We start from the raw sequence: 15,949 nt of genomic DNA on the forward strand, positions 1-15,949 counted from the left end.
ATGTAGGGGGTAAAAACGTATGAATATCATATTAATGGGTCTGCCGGGTGCAGGTAAAGGTACTCAAGCAGATCAAATTGTTGAGAAGTACGCAATTCCTCATATTTCTACAGGCGATATGTTCCGATATGCTATTAAAGAGGGTACAGAATTGGGACTTAAAGCTAAATCGTTTATGGATGAGGGTGCTTTAGTACCTGATGAAGTAACGATTGGCATCGTCCGTGAAAGATTAAGCAAATCGGATTGTAAAGACGGATTTTTGTTAGACGGCTTTCCGCGTACTGTTCCTCAGGCAGAAGCACTTGATGAGCTACTGACTGATTTGAACAAAAACGTGAAGCACGTAATAAATATCCAAGTTGAACAAGAAGAGTTGGTTAAGCGTCTATCTGGGCGCCGTATTTGTAAAGTTTGTGGCACTTCTTATCATTTAATCTTTAACCCACCTCAAGTAGATGGTGTTTGTGATAAAGATGGTGGCGAGCTTTACCAACGTCCGGATGATAATCCTGAAACTGTCACTAATCGTTTAGAAGTAAATATGAAGCAAACTCAAACTTTACTTGATTATTATGGCAAAAAGAATATTATTACAAATATTGACGGTCAGCAAGACATTCATAAGGTATTTGATGATATAGATGCTCTTTTAGGGGCAACAGCAACTAAATGATCGCTTATAAAACGGAATTGATTTCGAGAGCTGCAAAAGCATATTTTGCCCGGTATACAAAGAAGGAAATCGTGAATGTTACGTCTAAAGAGGGTTCCTTGTCCTTTCGTGCATTTCTACTTCTGACAAGGTATAATGGGTTGCGTGGAAGCATCTGTGTAACGGATATGGTGGAACTCATCCAAGGCATTCCGAGCGGTAGTGTGTTTCATGAGGGAGACAAGGTCACCAGGTTCAATCAACTCCGTAGTTTATAAAAGCGAACCTGACGAGTGTCTTTCGAACATCTCTCATGCAAACAAACAAATGTTAAAGTGAAAAGAGTCCATCAGGATTTAGATTTGCGAAACATTCCGTTTGATTTGGTGATGAGGACCTGATTTTTTATACAGAAGGGAGACTGGGTTGATGGCGAAAGACGATGTAATTGAAGTCGAAGGTAAAGTTATTGAAACTTTGCCAAACGCGATGTTTAAAGTGGAATTGGAAAATGGTCATACAATTCTTGCTCATGTTTCGGGCAAAATACGTATGCACTTTATCCGAATCCTACCTGGAGACAAGGTTACAATAGAACTTTCTCCTTACGATTTAACTCGCGGTCGTATCACGTACCGTTTTAAATAATCTTTTGCACTCCGGACCATTAAGGAGGTTAGGTTAGATGAAAGTGAAACCATCTGTAAAGCCGATATGCGAAAAATGTAAAGTTATTCGCCGACGCGGTAAAGTAATGGTAATTTGTGAAAATCCAAAGCATAAACAAAAACAAGGCTAATTTGAAGGAGGTGCACTAACACATGGCACGTATTGCAGGTGTAGACATTCCACGCGATAAACGCGTTGTTATTTCATTAACATATATATTCGGTATTGGTAAAACAAACGCTCAAAAAGCTTTGGCTGATGCTGGCGTTTCTGAAGATACACGAGTTCGTGATCTTACAGAAGACGAATTAAACAAAATTCGTGATGCAATCGGTGCTTTCAAGGTTGAAGGTGACCTTCGCCGTGAAGTATCATTAAACATTAAACGATTGATGGAAATCGGTTCATTCCGTGGTATCCGTCATCGTAGAGGTTTACCTGTTCGCGGTCAAAACACGAAGAACAATGCGCGTACGCGTAAAGGTCCTCGTAAAACTGTTGCTAACAAGAAAAAATAATCAGTAAAGGAGGTTTCTTCCTAACATGGCACGTAAACAACAAACACGTAAGCGTCGTGTGAAAAAGAATATCGAATCCGGTATTGCTCACATTCGCTCTACATTTAACAACACAATTGTAACTATTACAGATATGCAAGGAAACGCAGTTTCTTGGTCAAGTGCTGGTTCACTTGGTTTTAAAGGATCTCGTAAATCAACACCATTTGCTGCGCAAATGGCTGCTGAAGCAGCTGCGAAATCATCTGTTGAACATGGCTTAAAGACGTTAGAAGTAACGGTAAAAGGTCCTGGTGCAGGTCGTGAAGCTGCAATTCGTGCACTTCAAGCTGCAGGTCTTGATGTTACAGCTATTAAAGATGTAACTCCAGTTCCACATAACGGTTGCCGTCCACCAAAACGTCGTCGCGTGTAATAGGTGCCTCTCAAATTAATTGATTGAGAACATCATTTCTTGTACACACTAAGTTGTGCAATACCGATAAGTCTAGTACTATCGATTTCATGATGGAACAAACCTATACATTGATGTTTTGAAGGAGGGTAAATTGTAATGATCGAAATAGAAAAACCAAAGATTGAAACGGTTGATATCAGCGAAGGTGCCAATTTTGGTAAGTTTGTTGTCGAACCGCTTGAGCGTGGATATGGAAACACATTAGGTAATTCACTACGACGTATCTTATTATCTTCTTTACCAGGAGCTGCAGTAACTTCTATTCAAATTGATGGTGTACTTCACGAGTTCTCTACTATTGAGGGTGTTGTTGAAGATGTAGCTTCAGTTATAATGAATGTGAAAAAATTAGCTCTTAAAATCTACTCTGATGAAGAAAAAGTCATAGAGATTGATGTTAAAGGTGATGGACAGATTACAGCCGCTGACATTACACATGACAGTGATGTAGAAATATTAAATCCTGATCTCTATATTGCAACAATCGGTAAAAATGGTCATTTGCGTATGCGTATGTATGCACAACGTGGCCGCGGTTACACTCCTGCTGATCAAAACAAACGTGAGGATCTTCCTATTGGGGTTATCCCAATAGACTCTATTTACACTCCAGTTTCACGCGTCAATTTCCAAGTAGAAAATACTCGTGTTGGTCAAATGACTAATTACGATAAACTTTCTCTTGATGTGTGGACAGATGGTAGCATCGGTCCGAAAGAAGCGATTTCGCTTGGTGCTAAGATTTTAACTGAGCATCTAAACATCTTTGTTGGGATGACGGATGAGGCAAAAACTGCTGAAATCATGGTCGAAAAAGAAGAGGATCAAAAAGAAAAAGTTTTAGAGATGACTATCGAAGAACTTGATCTTTCTGTTCGTTCTTATAACTGTTTGAAGCGCGCAGGTATTAATACTGTACTTGAGTTAGCTAGCAAATCAGAAGACGATATGATGAAAGTACGTAACCTTGGACGAAAATCACTAGAAGAAGTAAAAGTGAAGCTAGAAGACCTTGGCTTAGGATTACGCAAAGAAGACTAAGCAATTTATATGATAAAGACAGATTAATATTTAGCGAAGGAGGTTAACATCAATGGGTTACAGAAAACTTGGTCGTACAAGTTCTCAACGTAAAGCGATGTTACGTGACTTAACAACTGATTTGATCATCAACGAACGAATTCAAACGACAGAAACTCGTGCGAAGGAATTACGTTCGGTTGTTGAGAAGATGATTACATTAGGAAAACGTGGAGATTTGCATGCACGCAGACAAGCTGCATCTTATATTCGTCGTGAACTAGTAACCGCTACTGATGAAGAAGGCAATGATTCAACAATTTATGCATTGCAAAAATTGTTTGATGATGTAGCTCCACGCTACGCTGAACGTCAAGGCGGATATACAAGAATTATGAAAATGGGACCTCGTCGAGGAGACGGAGCACCCGTTGTAATTATTGAATTAGTTTAATCATTCATTACAATTAGAAGAGGGTACTAGGTTATTAGTCACCCTCTTTTTTTAACAATGATAAGAGAGTAAAAAGTTTTGGATATCAGTATAAGAAATACATCAGCATGCACCATTATTGGTGCAAACTGTGTATTTCTAACACTGATAAAAGATTAAAAAGTTTTGGTATCAGTATAAGAAATACATCAGCATGCACCATCATTGGTGCAAACTGTGTATTTCTAACACTGATAAAAGAGTAAAAAGTTTTGGATATCAGTATAAGAAATACATCAGCATGCACCATCATTGGTGCAAACTGTGTATTTCTAACACTGATAAAAGATTAAAAAGTTTTGGATATCAGTATAAGAAATACATCAGCATGCACCATTATTGGTGCAAACTGTGTATTTCTAACACTGATAAAAGATTAAAAAGTTTTGGTATCAGTATAAGAAATACATCAGCATGCACCATCATTGGTGCAAACTGTGTATTTCTAACAAGGTTTATACGACATAACGAAAAGCAGAGCGTTATGATGAGCGGACCCTTTGGTGGCGTCTCGTCTAGCTCTACGCACCTCATTCACGTGTACGGCATGAGCAACCGAATACGATAAACATATAAAAGAGCGCATTTCTCTGAATGAGGTGCGCGCTTTTTTAATTAATAGAAGATTTTGATATCACGCTAAGATAATACAACAGTTTGGTCAATTTGTAAGCAAGCTGTTTTTTTTCTAGTAGTGATATGATATAAAGATATTAGTATTATTTTGAAAAGACATCAGCTTGCCTCATTAAGGGTGCAAGCTGTGTTTTTAAATAGATTGAACTGTTTTATTGGAGGTCTCTATTACATGAATGAAATTCTATCGTTTCACAATGTTATCTATACATATTCACCAGAAGAAACTGAAATCCGAAAAGCACTAGAAGATATTTCTTTTTCTGTCAGCGATGGCGAGTGGATTGCAATCGTTGGTCATAATGGTTCTGGGAAATCCACAATGGCGAAACTCATGAACGGCCTGTTATTTCCGCAAAGTGGAGAAGTAAGGGTTTTTGGTGAAACGCTTAATGCAGATAATTTATGGGATATTCGATCACAAATGGGTATGGTATTTCAAAATCCAGACAATCAATTTGTCGGTGCTACCGTACAGGACGATGTCGCTTTTGCTTTAGAAAATAATGGAGTTTCATTTAAAGATATGGTTGTAAGAGTCCATGAGTCACTTACTCAAGTGAAAATGGAGAAACATTTAAATAGCGAACCGCATCATTTATCAGGCGGTCAAAAACAACGGGTTGCCATTGCGGCAGCACTTGCTTTAAAACCAAAGATATTAATATTGGACGAGGCAACTTCAATGCTTGACCCACAAGGACGCGAAGAAGTTTTAACGACTGTACAACGTTTACGTAAAGAAACGAATTTAACTGTATTGTCAATTACACACGACCTTGAAGAAGCATTGCTTGCAGATCGAATACTAGTATTAAATAATGGACGTAAGTACACAGAAGGAACACCTGACGAAATTTTTTCTCGTGGTGAAGAGTTAGTAGAACTTGGACTAGATTTACCTTTTGCATTGAGGATGAGCAAGATACTCGGCGACAATGGAATTATATTAAAACAGGATCATATGTCAGAACGAGATTTGGTGAATGATATATGGATATCCAACTTCAAAAAATAGGCTATTCATACGCCAAAGGAACACCCTTTGAAAAACGTGCGCTAACTGACGTCGATTTAGAAATCATATCAGGTTCATATCAAGCAATTATTGGTCATACAGGGTCTGGTAAGTCTACTTTGCTACAACACTTAAATGCCTTATTAAAACCAACTGAAGGAACTATTCAGATTGGCAATTTGATGATTCAAGCAGGTAAGAAAGTTAAAAACTTAAAGCCAATCCGACAGAAAATCGGTATTGTTTTTCAATTCCCTGAACATCAACTGTTTGATGAGACTGTTTTAAAAGATATAATGTTTGGTCCATTAAACTACGGTGTTCCTGCAGATGAGGCAGAGAGACGTGCGCGTCTTTTAGTTGAACAATTGGGTTTACCTGAAGAGGTATTAGAGAAATCTCCTTTTGATCTATCAGGTGGTCAAATGCGTCGAGTCGCAATTGCAGGTGTTTTGGCGATGGAACCAAGCGTCCTTGTATTGGACGAACCCACGGCAGGCTTAGACCCTCGTGGTCGTCGTGAAATCATGGATTTATTCCATAAGCTACATGTGGAAAAAGGTTTTACCACCATTTTGGTTACTCATTCGATGGAGGATGCTGCTCGTTATGCGGACAGTGTAGCTATTATGAAAGATGGCCGTTGTGTTTTAAGTGGACAGCCAATTGAAGTCTTTGGTAACGAACAAAGACTCATTGAGTTTGGGTTAGCTGCACCGCGCATCGTTCGTTTTCAACGTGAATTTGAAGAGTTACTCGGATATCCACTACCTATACTTTGTCTAACTGAAGAACAGTTAGTAAATGAAATTGCACGTGTTGCACAAGTGGAGCGTGAGTCTTCATGATGGAAAAAATGATTTTTGGTCGTTATATTCCTGGAGATTCATTCATTCATAAATTAGATCCACGGTCTAAATTAATATTTGTATTTCTATTTATCGGAATTATATTTTTAGCAAACAACATTATATCGTATGCTTTATTAGTAGTATTTACACTGATTACGATATTCTTTTCTAAGATACGTTTATATTTTTTAATAAATGGCTTAAAACCAATCATATTTTTAGTTATTTTCACCTTTTTGTTACATATCTTCTTTACAAAAGAAGGAGATTTATTGCTTAAGTGGCAATTCATTGAAGTGTACGAAGAAGGATTAAAACAAGGTATTTTCATTTCTGTTCGATTTTTAGTGTTGGTCATGATTACGTCTATTCTTACATTAACTACTTCTCCTATATCTATAACAGATGGGATGGAGACTTTATTAAATCCCTTTAAGCGTTTTAAATTACCAGTACATGAACTAGCATTAATGATGTCGATTTCGTTACGTTTTATTCCAACCTTGATGGATGAAACTGATAAAATTTTAAAAGCTCAAATGGCTAGAGGCTCTGATATTAGTTCAGGACCTGTTAGAGAACGAATAAAAGCGGTGGTGCCCTTGCTAATACCTCTATTCGTTAGCGCCTTTAAACGTGCAGAAGATTTAGCTGTAGCGATGGAAGTTCGAGGTTATAGAGGGGGAGAAGGACGTACACGTTACCGTCAATTAAAATGGGATTGGCGTGATTCAACGATAATCCTAGTATTAATAATTATTGCAATAATACTCTTGTGGTTACGTTCGTAAAGCTAGGGGGAACAACAGTGAAACGTTTGAAAGCGGTTATTATGTATGACGGGTATGGTTTTGCAGGCTATCAAATACAACTGAATGAACGTACTGTTCAACTCGAGCTAGAAAGAGTACTTGCTAAAATGCACAAAAGGAATAACGTGAAAGTAGTCGCGAGTGGTCGGACAGATGCTGGCGTCCATGCAACTGGACAAGTAATTCATTTTGATACTGACCTACAATTCCCTGTAAATCGTTGGGTTCGAGCTCTCAACACTCAACTACCTGGAGATATTCGAGTGATCTCAGTAGAAGAAGTTTCAAACGAATTCCACGCGAGATACGGCACTATTGGGAAAGTGTATAGGTACAAGTGGAGTTTAAGTGATGTAGAGAGTCCGTTTAAGCGCAATTATGTCGTGCATACTCCTGGAGTTAGGCCGAACATACAACGCATGAGAGAAGCCGCACAAGCGTTTCTGGGAACACATGATTTTACGAGTTTTTGTTCGGCACGTACAGAAGTAGTCGATAGAGTTCGAACTATTAAACGTTTAGAGTTACTTGAGAGTGACCAAGATGAACTTCATATGGTCATTGAAGGAGACGGCTTTTTATATAATATGGTTCGAATAATTGCAGGGAACTTATGGGAAGTCGGAATTGGCAAACGTGAACCTGCGGAGATGGCATCCTTGCTTGTTGCTGTAAATCGGAAGAGAGCTGGGAAGACCGCTCCTGCACGAGGTTTATACTTAGAGTCAGTGTTTTATTCCGAGTGAAGCAACACGTCCAGGTGTTTTGCAATAAACTCTTGACTTATTCTTCATTTCGTTATACAATCACATATGGATTTCCATTTACTTCATGATAAGCCCCGAAACTTATTTTTATGAAGATAGAGAACATTTTAAATCATATTAGATTGAATTAGGAGGACAAAATAAATGCGTACAACATTCATGGCTAAAGGTCACGAAGTAGAGCGTAAGTGGGTAATCGTAGACGCTGAAGGCCAAATCCTTGGTCGCTTAGCATCTGAAGTTGCTGCAATCTTACGTGGTAAAAATAAACCAACTTTCACACCAAACGTTGATACAGGTGATCACGTTATTATTATTAATGCAGAGAAAATTCAGTTGACTGGTAAAAAATTAACAGACAAAATTTATTACCGTCACACAATGCACCCAGGTGGTTTGAAAAAACGTACGGCTTTAGAAATGCGTACAAACTACCCAACAAAAATGTTAGAATTAGCAATCAAAGGAATGCTTCCTAAAAACTCTTTAGGTCGTCAAACTTTCACAAAACTTAATGTATACGCTGGACCAGAACATCCACATGCAGCACAACAACCAGAAGTTTATGAAATTAAAGGATAATTAAAAAGGAGGATACAACCTTGGCACAAGTTCAATATATCGGCACAGGCCGTCGTAAAAGCTCAACTGCACGAGTACGTTTAGTACCGGGCGAAGGTAATATTGTTATCAACAAACGTGACGTAGAAGACTACGTACCATTCGCAACATTGCGTGAAATCATCAAACAACCATTAGTAGCAACTGAAACATTAGGTAGCTATGATATTCATGTAAATGTTAAGGGTGGTGGTTATACAGGTCAAGCAGGAGCAATCCGTCATGGTATTGCCCGTGCACTACTTCATGTAGATCCTGATTTCCGTCCAGCATTGAAATCTGCAGGATTATTAACTCGTGACTCTCGTATGGTAGAGCGTAAAAAATACGGTCTTAAAGGCGCGCGTCGTGCACCTCAGTTCTCAAAACGTTAATCTTCGGATTTTAAAAAACCTCTATCCCACCTGTGGGAGAGGGGTTTTTTGTGTGTAAGGAGAACGAAAATGCATAAAAGAAAAGGCCCCTTATTGGATCAAATACTAAGGGATTTTACTTGGAAATAAAAAGTAGAAATCAATTGAATAGTATAAACTTTACCCTTTTGTGAAAATCCTTTTATTGGGATGATTGTTAGTTCATCATCATATATATTAATAGTGTGAATCACAGAGGTGGAATGTTATTGTCCTTTATACATAAATCCATAGCCATTCTAATTGGAAGTATATTAATGGCGTTCGGCGTAAATGTCTTTTTAGTTAATCATCAACTATTAGATGGCGGAAGTTTCGGGATGGGATTAATCGTTCACTATTTATCAGGAATTCAATTAGGTTTGATCGTAATGTTAATTGGTTTTCCCATCCTGATTCTGGCTTGGTTCTATAATCGTTCTTTTGTATACAATAGCATTCATGCCATGCTATTTTCTTCATTTATGATAGATGTGACTTATCAACCTTTTATAGAGCTAGGATTTATTTTAAATCAAAGCCCTATAGTAAGCTCGATATTAGGTGGTCTATTTGTAGGTTCAGGAATTGGGCTTATGCTTCGTTTTGATACAAGTATTGGTGGGACTGATTTATTTGGGCAAATTGTCGCCAATTATGCAAAAATAAATCCAGGTATAATTATTTTTATTTTTGATTTCGTCATCGTCTTATCGGGGTACTTTTTGATTGTAGGTAACTCATTTCTCTTATCATGTATTACTGTAATCTGTGTTGGGATAATGACAAGCTTTCTTTCAATTAAAAGTAAAAACACTAAATCTCAAGTTGTTTCTTTTGAGGTTTACCTATAAAGCATTGTACAGCATAAGTCCTATTCCTCGTTCCGCAAATTGAGGAACGGGGCTATTTTTGATTCTCTATACAAGAGAGTATAAATTTCCGGCGCCAGCGTTAATTTAGAGGACGCTATTCCAAGCGGTCTCTATAGTTCGAGACAAAAATGTCTAGTTAGAAAGCCCGTTAAACTTTCATGATCTGTCAAATAATTGTAGGTGGAACAAATGGTATTTGGGGCGATTTAGCCCCAAAGAGAAGGAATGAAATGAATATAACGAGTAAAAGTCCATTAGTAAATCTCGTCCCATCAAAACCAGAATTTTTTTGTAAATCATTATTACCCAACGTAGTCACTTCCTTTTTTTCTTAAGTTGTGTATTAAGAGCATCTAACACTTCATCAAACGTCAAGTCTCCATTGGCTTTTAAAAATTCATCCATGTTCGTTTTATCATTATCTGTAGTTTGATAGTTCCCGGCCAAAGTAACAATAATTTCTGGTGAATTTCGAAATAATTGGACGGAATTTACTTTTAATTTATCGAGCAGAAGTAGAGAAGCAGCAATGATTTCCAGATCCTGCCCTTTCAATAAATCCTGTAAAGTATAGTTTGAATTCATTTGTTTTCGAAACCGATCTTTACTCATGCAAAGCCCCCTCTCTCTATGCTATGTAAGTTCATCAAAATGGTTTGGAGAACTATCAAAAAAAATTAAAAAATGCTCCTTTATAGATGTTGTTCAAAAAGTCCGCTAAAAATAGCTGTCGTATCTCTTCGTTGTCTCTGCTCCTCACGTATCAACACCATACGCTCCGGTGCTCAAAGGCTACGCCGCCTCGACCTACTCGGCTCTTTTTATGCTCCTTTTTGAACACGCACTTATAGATGATGTAACCTCATTTAATTGCATAAGTAATCTCAAATTAGGAAATAATGAAGTTCTCAACTAAAAAAGGAGAATAATCCATGAATCTTGATGATTATAGTTTTTGGGAAATGATCGCAAGGGTTTCTACAACCTTTGTTATTTTATTGTTTTTTGCACGAATATTAGGGAAAGAACAAATTAGTCAACTGACATTTTTTAATTACATTACAGGCATAACGATTGGTTCAATAGCCGGAGAACTTGTTGCACATGATGATACACATTACTTAAATGCACTTACCTCTTTAGTGTGGTGGGTTATTCTATCGATAGTTGTTAGTTTAATTACGGTGAAGTCTAGGAAAGCAAAAGAAATTTTGGACGATAAGCCGACGATTGTTATTAAGGAAGGAAAAATACTAGAAAAAGCACTCAAATCGAGTCGGCTTCCTGTGGGCGATTTAACTATGTTATTAAGGATACAGGGGATTTTCCTAATTAAAGATGTCCATTTTGCGGTATTAGAAACAAATGGTGAACTAAGCGTTTTCAAAAAAGTGGCGCAACAATCTGCGACGAAACAAGATGTTAAAGCGCAAACCAGTGATCCTAATTTCGTACCTTGCACAATTATAGAAGACGGTAAACTCGTTAAAAAGAATTTACCGGGACTTAAGTTAACAGAGGAATGGGTAAACAAACAATTGAAAAAAAATGGAGTAAATTCAATTGAACAAGTATTTTATGCAGAAATCGATTCTGATGGTTCCGTGTATATGGACTTAAGAGATGACAATATGCCTCTGCCTCGTTAAGTAGTTGAATTAGTAAGACTAAAATTCTTATGACATTCAAATTTAATATTAATAAGGACTCTGTTTTTCCTCATAGTTCGTATAGGACATACGTATAGTGAGTGTAAAAGGTGGTGTCGTAAGTTTTGAAACGCTGGATAGCAATTGGACTTTTATTGTTAGTTTCTGCAACAGTTGTGATTTATGAAACGCAAGCTTCTGATCGTGCATTCTTTTTACCTGCACCTCTTGGTGGAATGAAAATCGTTGTGGATCCTGGTCATGGCGGAATTGACGGAGGTTCATCTGTCGGGGATGTCTTAGAGAAAAACATTACACTTGAATTGGGAAAGGCGCTTGAGAAAGAATTAAAAAGATTGGGTGCGGAAGTAGTTTTGACCCGTTCTACCGAGGAAGATGCAGTAGCAGAACATGCCCCACAAGCATCATTTCCAACTATTCGTGCCAGGAAAATTGCCGATTTAAAGATACGTGAAGAAATGATTGTAAAGTCAGATGCCGATTTATTTATCAGTGTGCATGTAAATACAGTTCCTGAAACTAGATGGCGTGGAGCTCAAGTGTTTTACCATCAAGAAGGTCATGTAGGAGGAGGAGCTGCTGCCAAGGCTATTCAAGCAGCTATTCGGGACAATATTGGAAATACTGAGCGCGAGGCGTCAGCTATAAAGCAAGTATATTTACTAAAAAAGGCGACTGTCCCTGCAGTCTTAGTAGAAACAGGATTCTTAAGCAACCCGGAAGAATTAAAGTTGTTAATGGCTAAAGATTACCAACAACAAATGGTTGAAGCTATTGCGCAGGGTGTTGAAGAGTACTATACCAGTCAAATGCAATAGTAAAGATACTCATGTAAAGCTTAGACGAGTAGTAGCTAAAAATTAGAAGAGTGTAATTCATCTATCACTCCACTTCAAACCAAATCCTACAACCATACCTAGCTTTATCGGTATGATATACTATGACGAAATGTATTTTTAAAGGAGTGTCTAAATTGATGAATGAACAACAGGTCCGAGAGTTGCTCGGACAATTGCAGGATCCTTTTTTACATAAAACGTTACTCGAAACAGAGGGTATTAGAGAAGTAAAGATTAAAGAAGAGAAAAATCATGTTAGCGTAAAACTAGCAATTGCTAAAACAGCTACCCCGGAACAAATGCAATTGCAAATGAAAGTAGTAGATGCGTTAAAACAAGCAGGAGTTGGTACAGTAGGTATTCGATTTGAAGAATTGTCGCCTGAAGTTTTAGCGTCATTTCGTGGAACGGGAACTGAATCGGACGTACAAGACTTACTATCACCATTAAACAAAGTCGAATTTATTTCAATTGCTTCTGGCAAGGGTGGCGTAGGGAAATCTACAGTGTCAGTCAACTTAGCAGTAGCATTATCACGTTTAGGTAAAAAGGTTGGTCTAATAGATGCGGATATTTATGGATTTAGCGTTCCAGATATGATGGGCATTCAACAAAATCCGAAAGTTGAAGGTAATCGTATTATTCCAGTAGAACGTTTTGGTGTAAAAGTTATTTCAATGGGCTTCTTCGTCGAAGATAATGCTCCCATTGTATGGCGCGGTCCTATGCTTGGAAAAGCGTTGGATCAATTCTTCAAAGATGTTGAGTGGGGCGATTTAGACTATTTATTACTTGATTTGCCACCTGGAACAGGAGATGTAGCACTTGATATTCATCAAATGATTCCAACATCGAAAGAAATCATTGTGACGACACCACACCCAACTGCTGCTTTTGTAGCAGCACGCGCGGGAGCGATGGCGCTTCAGACAAACCATGAAGTGCTAGGTGTCATTGAAAATATGGCATGGTTCCAATCAAAGACATCGAATGAGAAAGAGTATGTTTTTGGTAAGGGTGGAGGTACCAAACTTGCTGAGGAGCTTCGCGTAGAACTTCTAGGTCAAATTCCATTAGGTCAACCTGATTGGGATGAAGAAGATTTTGCTCCTTCTGTTTATGCCGAGACGCATTCTACAGGTAAAATGTATGGAGAAATTGCTTTAAAAATCATAAATAAATTAACTTAAGAAATATTACCCCGTTAGAATTTGCTAACGGGGTATTTTTTCTTATGCCTCATCTTTTTTCTCTTCACCGCCACCTCCACCTTCTTCTTCTTTACCACCTCCACCTTCTTTTTCTGAGCCAGCAGCTTGAATCAATTCCTGCCATTTGGTTTGTAGTAATGGACTATTTATGGTTTCTTTGACCACTTTTTCTATTTCCTTGCGCATTATTGATGACTTCATAATAGTTTCCAATTGCTTTTGCATATCAGGTTGACCAAAGAATGTTTCTAAATCTTTTTGAAAAGAAGCATCCTTCATTAACTCAGTCATAATTTCTGTTTGTTGCTCTTTCATGCTTTTAGCAAATGTTTCGGAAAACTTTGGATCTTTAAATGTATCTTTCCAAAACGTTTCAGCTTCCTTGGAAAGTAAATTATTTTCAATTGAATCTTTAACTACATCTTGGTCTAAGATTAAAAGTTCTTTAAACTCTGGATCTGAGAGCATTTTACGTATTACATTTTTTCCTTCTTCAGTTTGAAGGGTATCAGTAACGATTTTTTTTGTTTCTTCATAAGATGTTTTCTCTGGTTTCTCTGCACACCCAGTCAATAAGATGATACAAATTAAAATCATCCATTTTCGCATATTCCACCTCTTTCCTAGTACGTAGCTTTTCATATATTGTTCACAATATTGTTTAGAATATGTAGATATCTTTTCGTAAAATAGATTTTTTTCTTATTCGTTGATACAATCAGATTAGAAATTCAGGAAAAACGGGGGATTTTTTGTTGTGACAATAAGAAATTGGTTTATATTCTTCATTAAAGCACTTGTTATCGGCGGTGTCGTAACTGGAATAGCTGGTTTATTTATTCGATGGGAAGATGCATTCGCTCCATATGTGGCAACTGGTGAGTACGGTGAGTTTGCAGGGAGTTTATTGTGGTTTATGTTTCTAGGAATGACAATGAGTGTAATCAGTCAGATGGGTTTTTTCGCATATTTAACGATTCACCAATTTGGTGTAAATATATTTAAAAGTCTTACCTTGTGGAACTGGGTGCAATTATTAATTATTGCAGTAGTAATTTTTGATTTGATTAGGTTTAGATTTATGCCACTGGCAAATACGCAAGGCCAACTTCTATTATATTTAGGTCTTTTAGCTGTATTATTAATTTCCGGTTTAGTCGTAGCTTATTTTAAAGCGAAGTGGACTAAAAAACATGCATTTATTTCTGCGTTATTTTTTATGATTGTTATTACAACTTTGGAGTGGTTACCAGTTTTAATGGTAAATGAAAAAGATGTAGATCGTTATGTGGCATTATTATTGTTCCCGTTATTAGCGGTAAATGCATATCAGTTGTTAAAACTGCCAAAATATAATGCAAAATCAGAAGTCGATCGTTTGAAATTAGTAGAGCGTAGAAGATTACGTGCCCTAAAAACTAAAGAAAAATTATAAAATAGAGTTAAAGAATTAAGAAGCTACTCACCATTTTGTTTAGGTGAGTAGCTTCTTTTCTATATTTGATTAGTGTACTTAATTATTTTTAGTTCGAAAGGAATCAATTTCCCCGAAATAGGGAATAAAACAAAGTAATGAATAAAATCACCTTAAATTTTAAGTACATTACAGGTAGCACGCAAACTTACTCAGGATCTCATTAAGTAGTTATATACTCTTCTTATGGGAATGTTTTCGATTGTGTTTTATATCCAAAAAGCGTTTCTTCTATAGAAACAAACGGATGCGCTTTCTGGAAAGACTGTAACTCCTTTATACTGACACGAGTTTCTTGATGTAACGCAGCTGATACAATATCTCCTTTTTTAATTGGTGGAGCAGATCCTGTAGTCCAATTAACAGATGCACTCACCATATTCATTTGGAAATCCCATACCTGTTTTTTAAGTTCTTCTGGAAAAGAGTGATCTTGTGTCCGATACCAGAGCGGAACAGTATCGAATGAAGTTTGGAAAAGTTCAATTTCTTTGCCTAATAAATCAGGCGAGTCTTCATATTGCTTACTGTTTTTTCCGAGTAAACCCACAGGAATCTTTTTTTCTTTAATCATTTTAACGATTAAAGGTGAACGTTCAATCCACTCTGAATCCAAAAATAGAAGAGGATAAGGTTCTTCTAAGTTTGTAATCCATTCATCAACATCTTCTCTGCCAAAAGATAAGTCGACTGTTAATGTCACTCCATGATTGCCGCTCATTAAGACATCAGGTTGTTCGGTTACTAGGAAGACGGGAACCCATTCCCCTTTTGGTTGAATAAATAAAAAGACCAAAAGTAAAATGATTAATGTAATAAAAACACGTATTTTCAATTGAATACACAACCTCTCTTGATTAGTTTATTTTTCTTCAATAGAATTTATGACTTTGTATTGACATGAAGATGAAAATTTGATAAGATATAAAAGTCGCCAAAACAAGTGACACCAAATGAACCTTGAAAACTGA

The 15,949-nt window shown here is 37.1% G+C and carries 21 protein-coding genes; 18 read left to right on the forward strand and 3 right to left on the reverse strand.

Features of this window, described 5'->3' with window-relative positions; translation table 11 throughout:
• Positions 1–19: 19 nt before the first annotated feature.
• The 14 genes from B371_RS0117660 (at position 20) to B371_RS0117730 (ending at position 9,763) form a co-directional block, all read left to right on the forward strand.
• Positions 20–676 (forward strand): adenylate kinase, encoded by a 657-nt coding sequence (locus tag B371_RS0117660; RefSeq protein ID WP_019415643.1) that lies wholly within the window; start codon positions 20–22, stop codon positions 674–676.
• A gap of 408 nt (positions 677–1,084) precedes the next feature.
• Entirely contained in the window at positions 1,085–1,303 is a 219-nt protein-coding gene (infA, locus tag B371_RS0117670) for a translation initiation factor IF-1 (RefSeq protein WP_019415645.1), read from the forward strand.
• A gap of 37 nt (positions 1,304–1,340) precedes the next feature.
• Positions 1,341–1,454, forward strand: coding sequence for a 50S ribosomal protein L36 (gene rpmJ / locus B371_RS0117675; RefSeq protein WP_019415646.1), 114 nt, complete (start codon positions 1,341–1,343; stop codon positions 1,452–1,454).
• Between the two features lie 22 nt (positions 1,455–1,476).
• Complete coding sequence (gene rpsM, locus B371_RS0117680; protein ID WP_019415647.1) at positions 1,477–1,842, forward strand: 30S ribosomal protein S13; 366 nt, start codon at positions 1,477–1,479, stop codon at positions 1,840–1,842.
• A 25-nt stretch (positions 1,843–1,867) separates the two neighbouring features.
• Entirely contained in the window at positions 1,868–2,257 is a 390-nt protein-coding gene (gene rpsK / locus B371_RS0117685) for a 30S ribosomal protein S11 (RefSeq protein WP_019415648.1), read from the forward strand.
• A gap of 138 nt (positions 2,258–2,395) precedes the next feature.
• Complete coding sequence (locus tag B371_RS0117690) at positions 2,396–3,340, forward strand: DNA-directed RNA polymerase subunit alpha (protein WP_019415649.1); 945 nt, start codon at positions 2,396–2,398, stop codon at positions 3,338–3,340.
• A gap of 52 nt (positions 3,341–3,392) precedes the next feature.
• Positions 3,393–3,773, forward strand: a complete 381-nt coding sequence (gene rplQ / locus B371_RS0117695) for a 50S ribosomal protein L17 (RefSeq protein ID WP_019415650.1) — start codon at positions 3,393–3,395, stop codon at positions 3,771–3,773.
• Positions 3,774–4,620: 847 nt separating this feature from the next.
• Positions 4,621–5,466 carry an energy-coupling factor ABC transporter ATP-binding protein gene (locus B371_RS0117700; RefSeq protein ID WP_019415651.1) on the forward strand — a complete coding sequence of 282 codons (846 nt, stop codon included), beginning with the start codon at positions 4,621–4,623 and terminating at the stop codon, positions 5,464–5,466.
• Positions 5,442–6,314: an energy-coupling factor ABC transporter ATP-binding protein gene (locus B371_RS0117705; protein ID WP_019415652.1), complete on the forward strand. Its 873-nt coding sequence runs from the start codon at positions 5,442–5,444 to the stop codon at positions 6,312–6,314. The genes B371_RS0117700 and B371_RS0117705 overlap by 25 nt, the downstream gene beginning before the upstream one ends.
• The gene (locus B371_RS0117710) at positions 6,311–7,108 is read left to right on the forward strand and encodes an energy-coupling factor transporter transmembrane protein EcfT (RefSeq protein WP_019415653.1); all 798 of its coding nucleotides are present in this window, start codon (positions 6,311–6,313) and stop codon (positions 7,106–7,108) included. Before B371_RS0117705 ends, B371_RS0117710 begins: the two co-directional genes overlap by 4 nt.
• 17 nt (positions 7,109–7,125) lie before the next feature.
• Positions 7,126–7,875, forward strand: a complete 750-nt coding sequence (gene truA / locus B371_RS0117715) for a tRNA pseudouridine(38-40) synthase TruA (protein ID WP_019415654.1) — start codon at positions 7,126–7,128, stop codon at positions 7,873–7,875.
• A gap of 165 nt (positions 7,876–8,040) precedes the next feature.
• On the forward strand, positions 8,041–8,478 hold the full coding sequence (gene rplM / locus B371_RS0117720) for a 50S ribosomal protein L13 (RefSeq protein WP_019415655.1): 438 nt from the start codon (positions 8,041–8,043) through the stop codon (positions 8,476–8,478).
• Between the two features lie 20 nt (positions 8,479–8,498).
• Entirely contained in the window at positions 8,499–8,891 is a 393-nt protein-coding gene (gene rpsI / locus B371_RS0117725) for a 30S ribosomal protein S9 (protein ID WP_019415656.1), read from the forward strand.
• A gap of 242 nt (positions 8,892–9,133) precedes the next feature.
• Positions 9,134–9,763, forward strand: coding sequence for a YitT family protein (locus tag B371_RS0117730; protein WP_040681326.1), 630 nt, complete (start codon positions 9,134–9,136; stop codon positions 9,761–9,763).
• 336 nt (positions 9,764–10,099) lie between these two features.
• Here the strand turns inward: B371_RS0117730 and B371_RS0117740 are convergent, their stop codons facing one another.
• On the reverse strand, positions 10,100–10,396 hold the full coding sequence (locus B371_RS0117740) for a hypothetical protein (RefSeq protein WP_019415659.1): 297 nt from the start codon (positions 10,394–10,396) through the stop codon (positions 10,100–10,102).
• 320 nt (positions 10,397–10,716) lie between these two features.
• Here B371_RS0117740 and B371_RS0117745 point away from each other — a divergent pair, with 320 nt between their 5' ends.
• From B371_RS0117745 to B371_RS0117755, 3 genes are all read left to right on the forward strand, one after another.
• On the forward strand, positions 10,717–11,433 hold the full coding sequence (locus tag B371_RS0117745) for a DUF421 domain-containing protein (protein ID WP_019415660.1): 717 nt from the start codon (positions 10,717–10,719) through the stop codon (positions 11,431–11,433).
• A gap of 125 nt (positions 11,434–11,558) precedes the next feature.
• The gene (locus tag B371_RS0117750) at positions 11,559–12,272 is read left to right on the forward strand and encodes an N-acetylmuramoyl-L-alanine amidase (protein ID WP_019415661.1); all 714 of its coding nucleotides are present in this window, start codon (positions 11,559–11,561) and stop codon (positions 12,270–12,272) included.
• A 155-nt stretch (positions 12,273–12,427) separates the two neighbouring features.
• Positions 12,428–13,483 (forward strand): Mrp/NBP35 family ATP-binding protein, encoded by a 1,056-nt coding sequence (locus B371_RS0117755; protein WP_026023118.1) that lies wholly within the window; start codon positions 12,428–12,430, stop codon positions 13,481–13,483.
• Positions 13,484–13,525: 42 nt separating this feature from the next.
• Here B371_RS0117755 and gerD read toward each other — a convergent pair whose 3' ends face one another.
• Positions 13,526–14,113, reverse strand: coding sequence for a spore germination lipoprotein GerD (gene gerD / locus B371_RS0117760; RefSeq protein WP_019415663.1), 588 nt, complete (start codon positions 14,111–14,113; stop codon positions 13,526–13,528).
• Positions 14,114–14,261: 148 nt separating this feature from the next.
• Between gerD and B371_RS0117765 the strand changes: the two genes are divergently transcribed.
• Positions 14,262–14,939 (forward strand): KinB-signaling pathway activation protein, encoded by a 678-nt coding sequence (locus B371_RS0117765; RefSeq protein ID WP_019415664.1) that lies wholly within the window; start codon positions 14,262–14,264, stop codon positions 14,937–14,939.
• Positions 14,940–15,162: 223 nt separating this feature from the next.
• Here the strand turns inward: B371_RS0117765 and B371_RS0117770 are convergent, their stop codons facing one another.
• Positions 15,163–15,813, reverse strand: coding sequence for a hypothetical protein (locus B371_RS0117770; RefSeq protein WP_019415665.1), 651 nt, complete (start codon positions 15,811–15,813; stop codon positions 15,163–15,165).
• Positions 15,814–15,949 lie beyond the last annotated feature (136 nt).

Source organism: Paenisporosarcina sp. TG20 (assembly GCF_000286315.1).
Lineage (GTDB): Bacteria > Bacillota > Bacilli > Bacillales_A > Planococcaceae > Paenisporosarcina.

Excerpts from the sequence above, each read along its gene's own strand:
- B371_RS0117660 (WP_019415643.1), top strand. The coding sequence starts at position 20 with ATGAATATCATATTAATGGGTCTGCCGGGTGCAGGTAAAGGTACTCAA.
- infA (WP_019415645.1), top strand. The coding sequence starts at position 1,085 with ATGGCGAAAGACGATGTAATTGAAGTCGAAGGTAAAGTTATTGAAACT.
- rpmJ (WP_019415646.1), top strand. The coding sequence starts at position 1,341 with ATGAAAGTGAAACCATCTGTAAAGCCGATATGCGAAAAATGTAAAGTT.
- rpsM (WP_019415647.1), top strand. The coding sequence starts at position 1,477 with ATGGCACGTATTGCAGGTGTAGACATTCCACGCGATAAACGCGTTGTT.
- rpsK (WP_019415648.1), top strand. The coding sequence starts at position 1,868 with ATGGCACGTAAACAACAAACACGTAAGCGTCGTGTGAAAAAGAATATC.
- B371_RS0117690 (WP_019415649.1), top strand. The coding sequence starts at position 2,396 with ATGATCGAAATAGAAAAACCAAAGATTGAAACGGTTGATATCAGCGAA.
- rplQ (WP_019415650.1), top strand. The coding sequence starts at position 3,393 with ATGGGTTACAGAAAACTTGGTCGTACAAGTTCTCAACGTAAAGCGATG.
- B371_RS0117700 (WP_019415651.1), top strand. The coding sequence starts at position 4,621 with ATGAATGAAATTCTATCGTTTCACAATGTTATCTATACATATTCACCA.
- B371_RS0117705 (WP_019415652.1), top strand. The coding sequence starts at position 5,442 with ATGGATATCCAACTTCAAAAAATAGGCTATTCATACGCCAAAGGAACA.
- B371_RS0117710 (WP_019415653.1), top strand. The coding sequence starts at position 6,311 with ATGATGGAAAAAATGATTTTTGGTCGTTATATTCCTGGAGATTCATTC.
- rplM (WP_019415655.1), top strand. The coding sequence starts at position 8,041 with ATGCGTACAACATTCATGGCTAAAGGTCACGAAGTAGAGCGTAAGTGG.
- B371_RS0117730 (WP_040681326.1), top strand. The coding sequence starts at position 9,134 with ATGTTATTGTCCTTTATACATAAATCCATAGCCATTCTAATTGGAAGT.
- B371_RS0117740 (WP_019415659.1), bottom strand. The coding sequence starts at position 10,396 with ATGAGTAAAGATCGGTTTCGAAAACAAATGAATTCAAACTATACTTTA.
- B371_RS0117745 (WP_019415660.1), top strand. The coding sequence starts at position 10,717 with ATGAATCTTGATGATTATAGTTTTTGGGAAATGATCGCAAGGGTTTCT.
- gerD (WP_019415663.1), bottom strand. The coding sequence starts at position 14,113 with ATGCGAAAATGGATGATTTTAATTTGTATCATCTTATTGACTGGGTGT.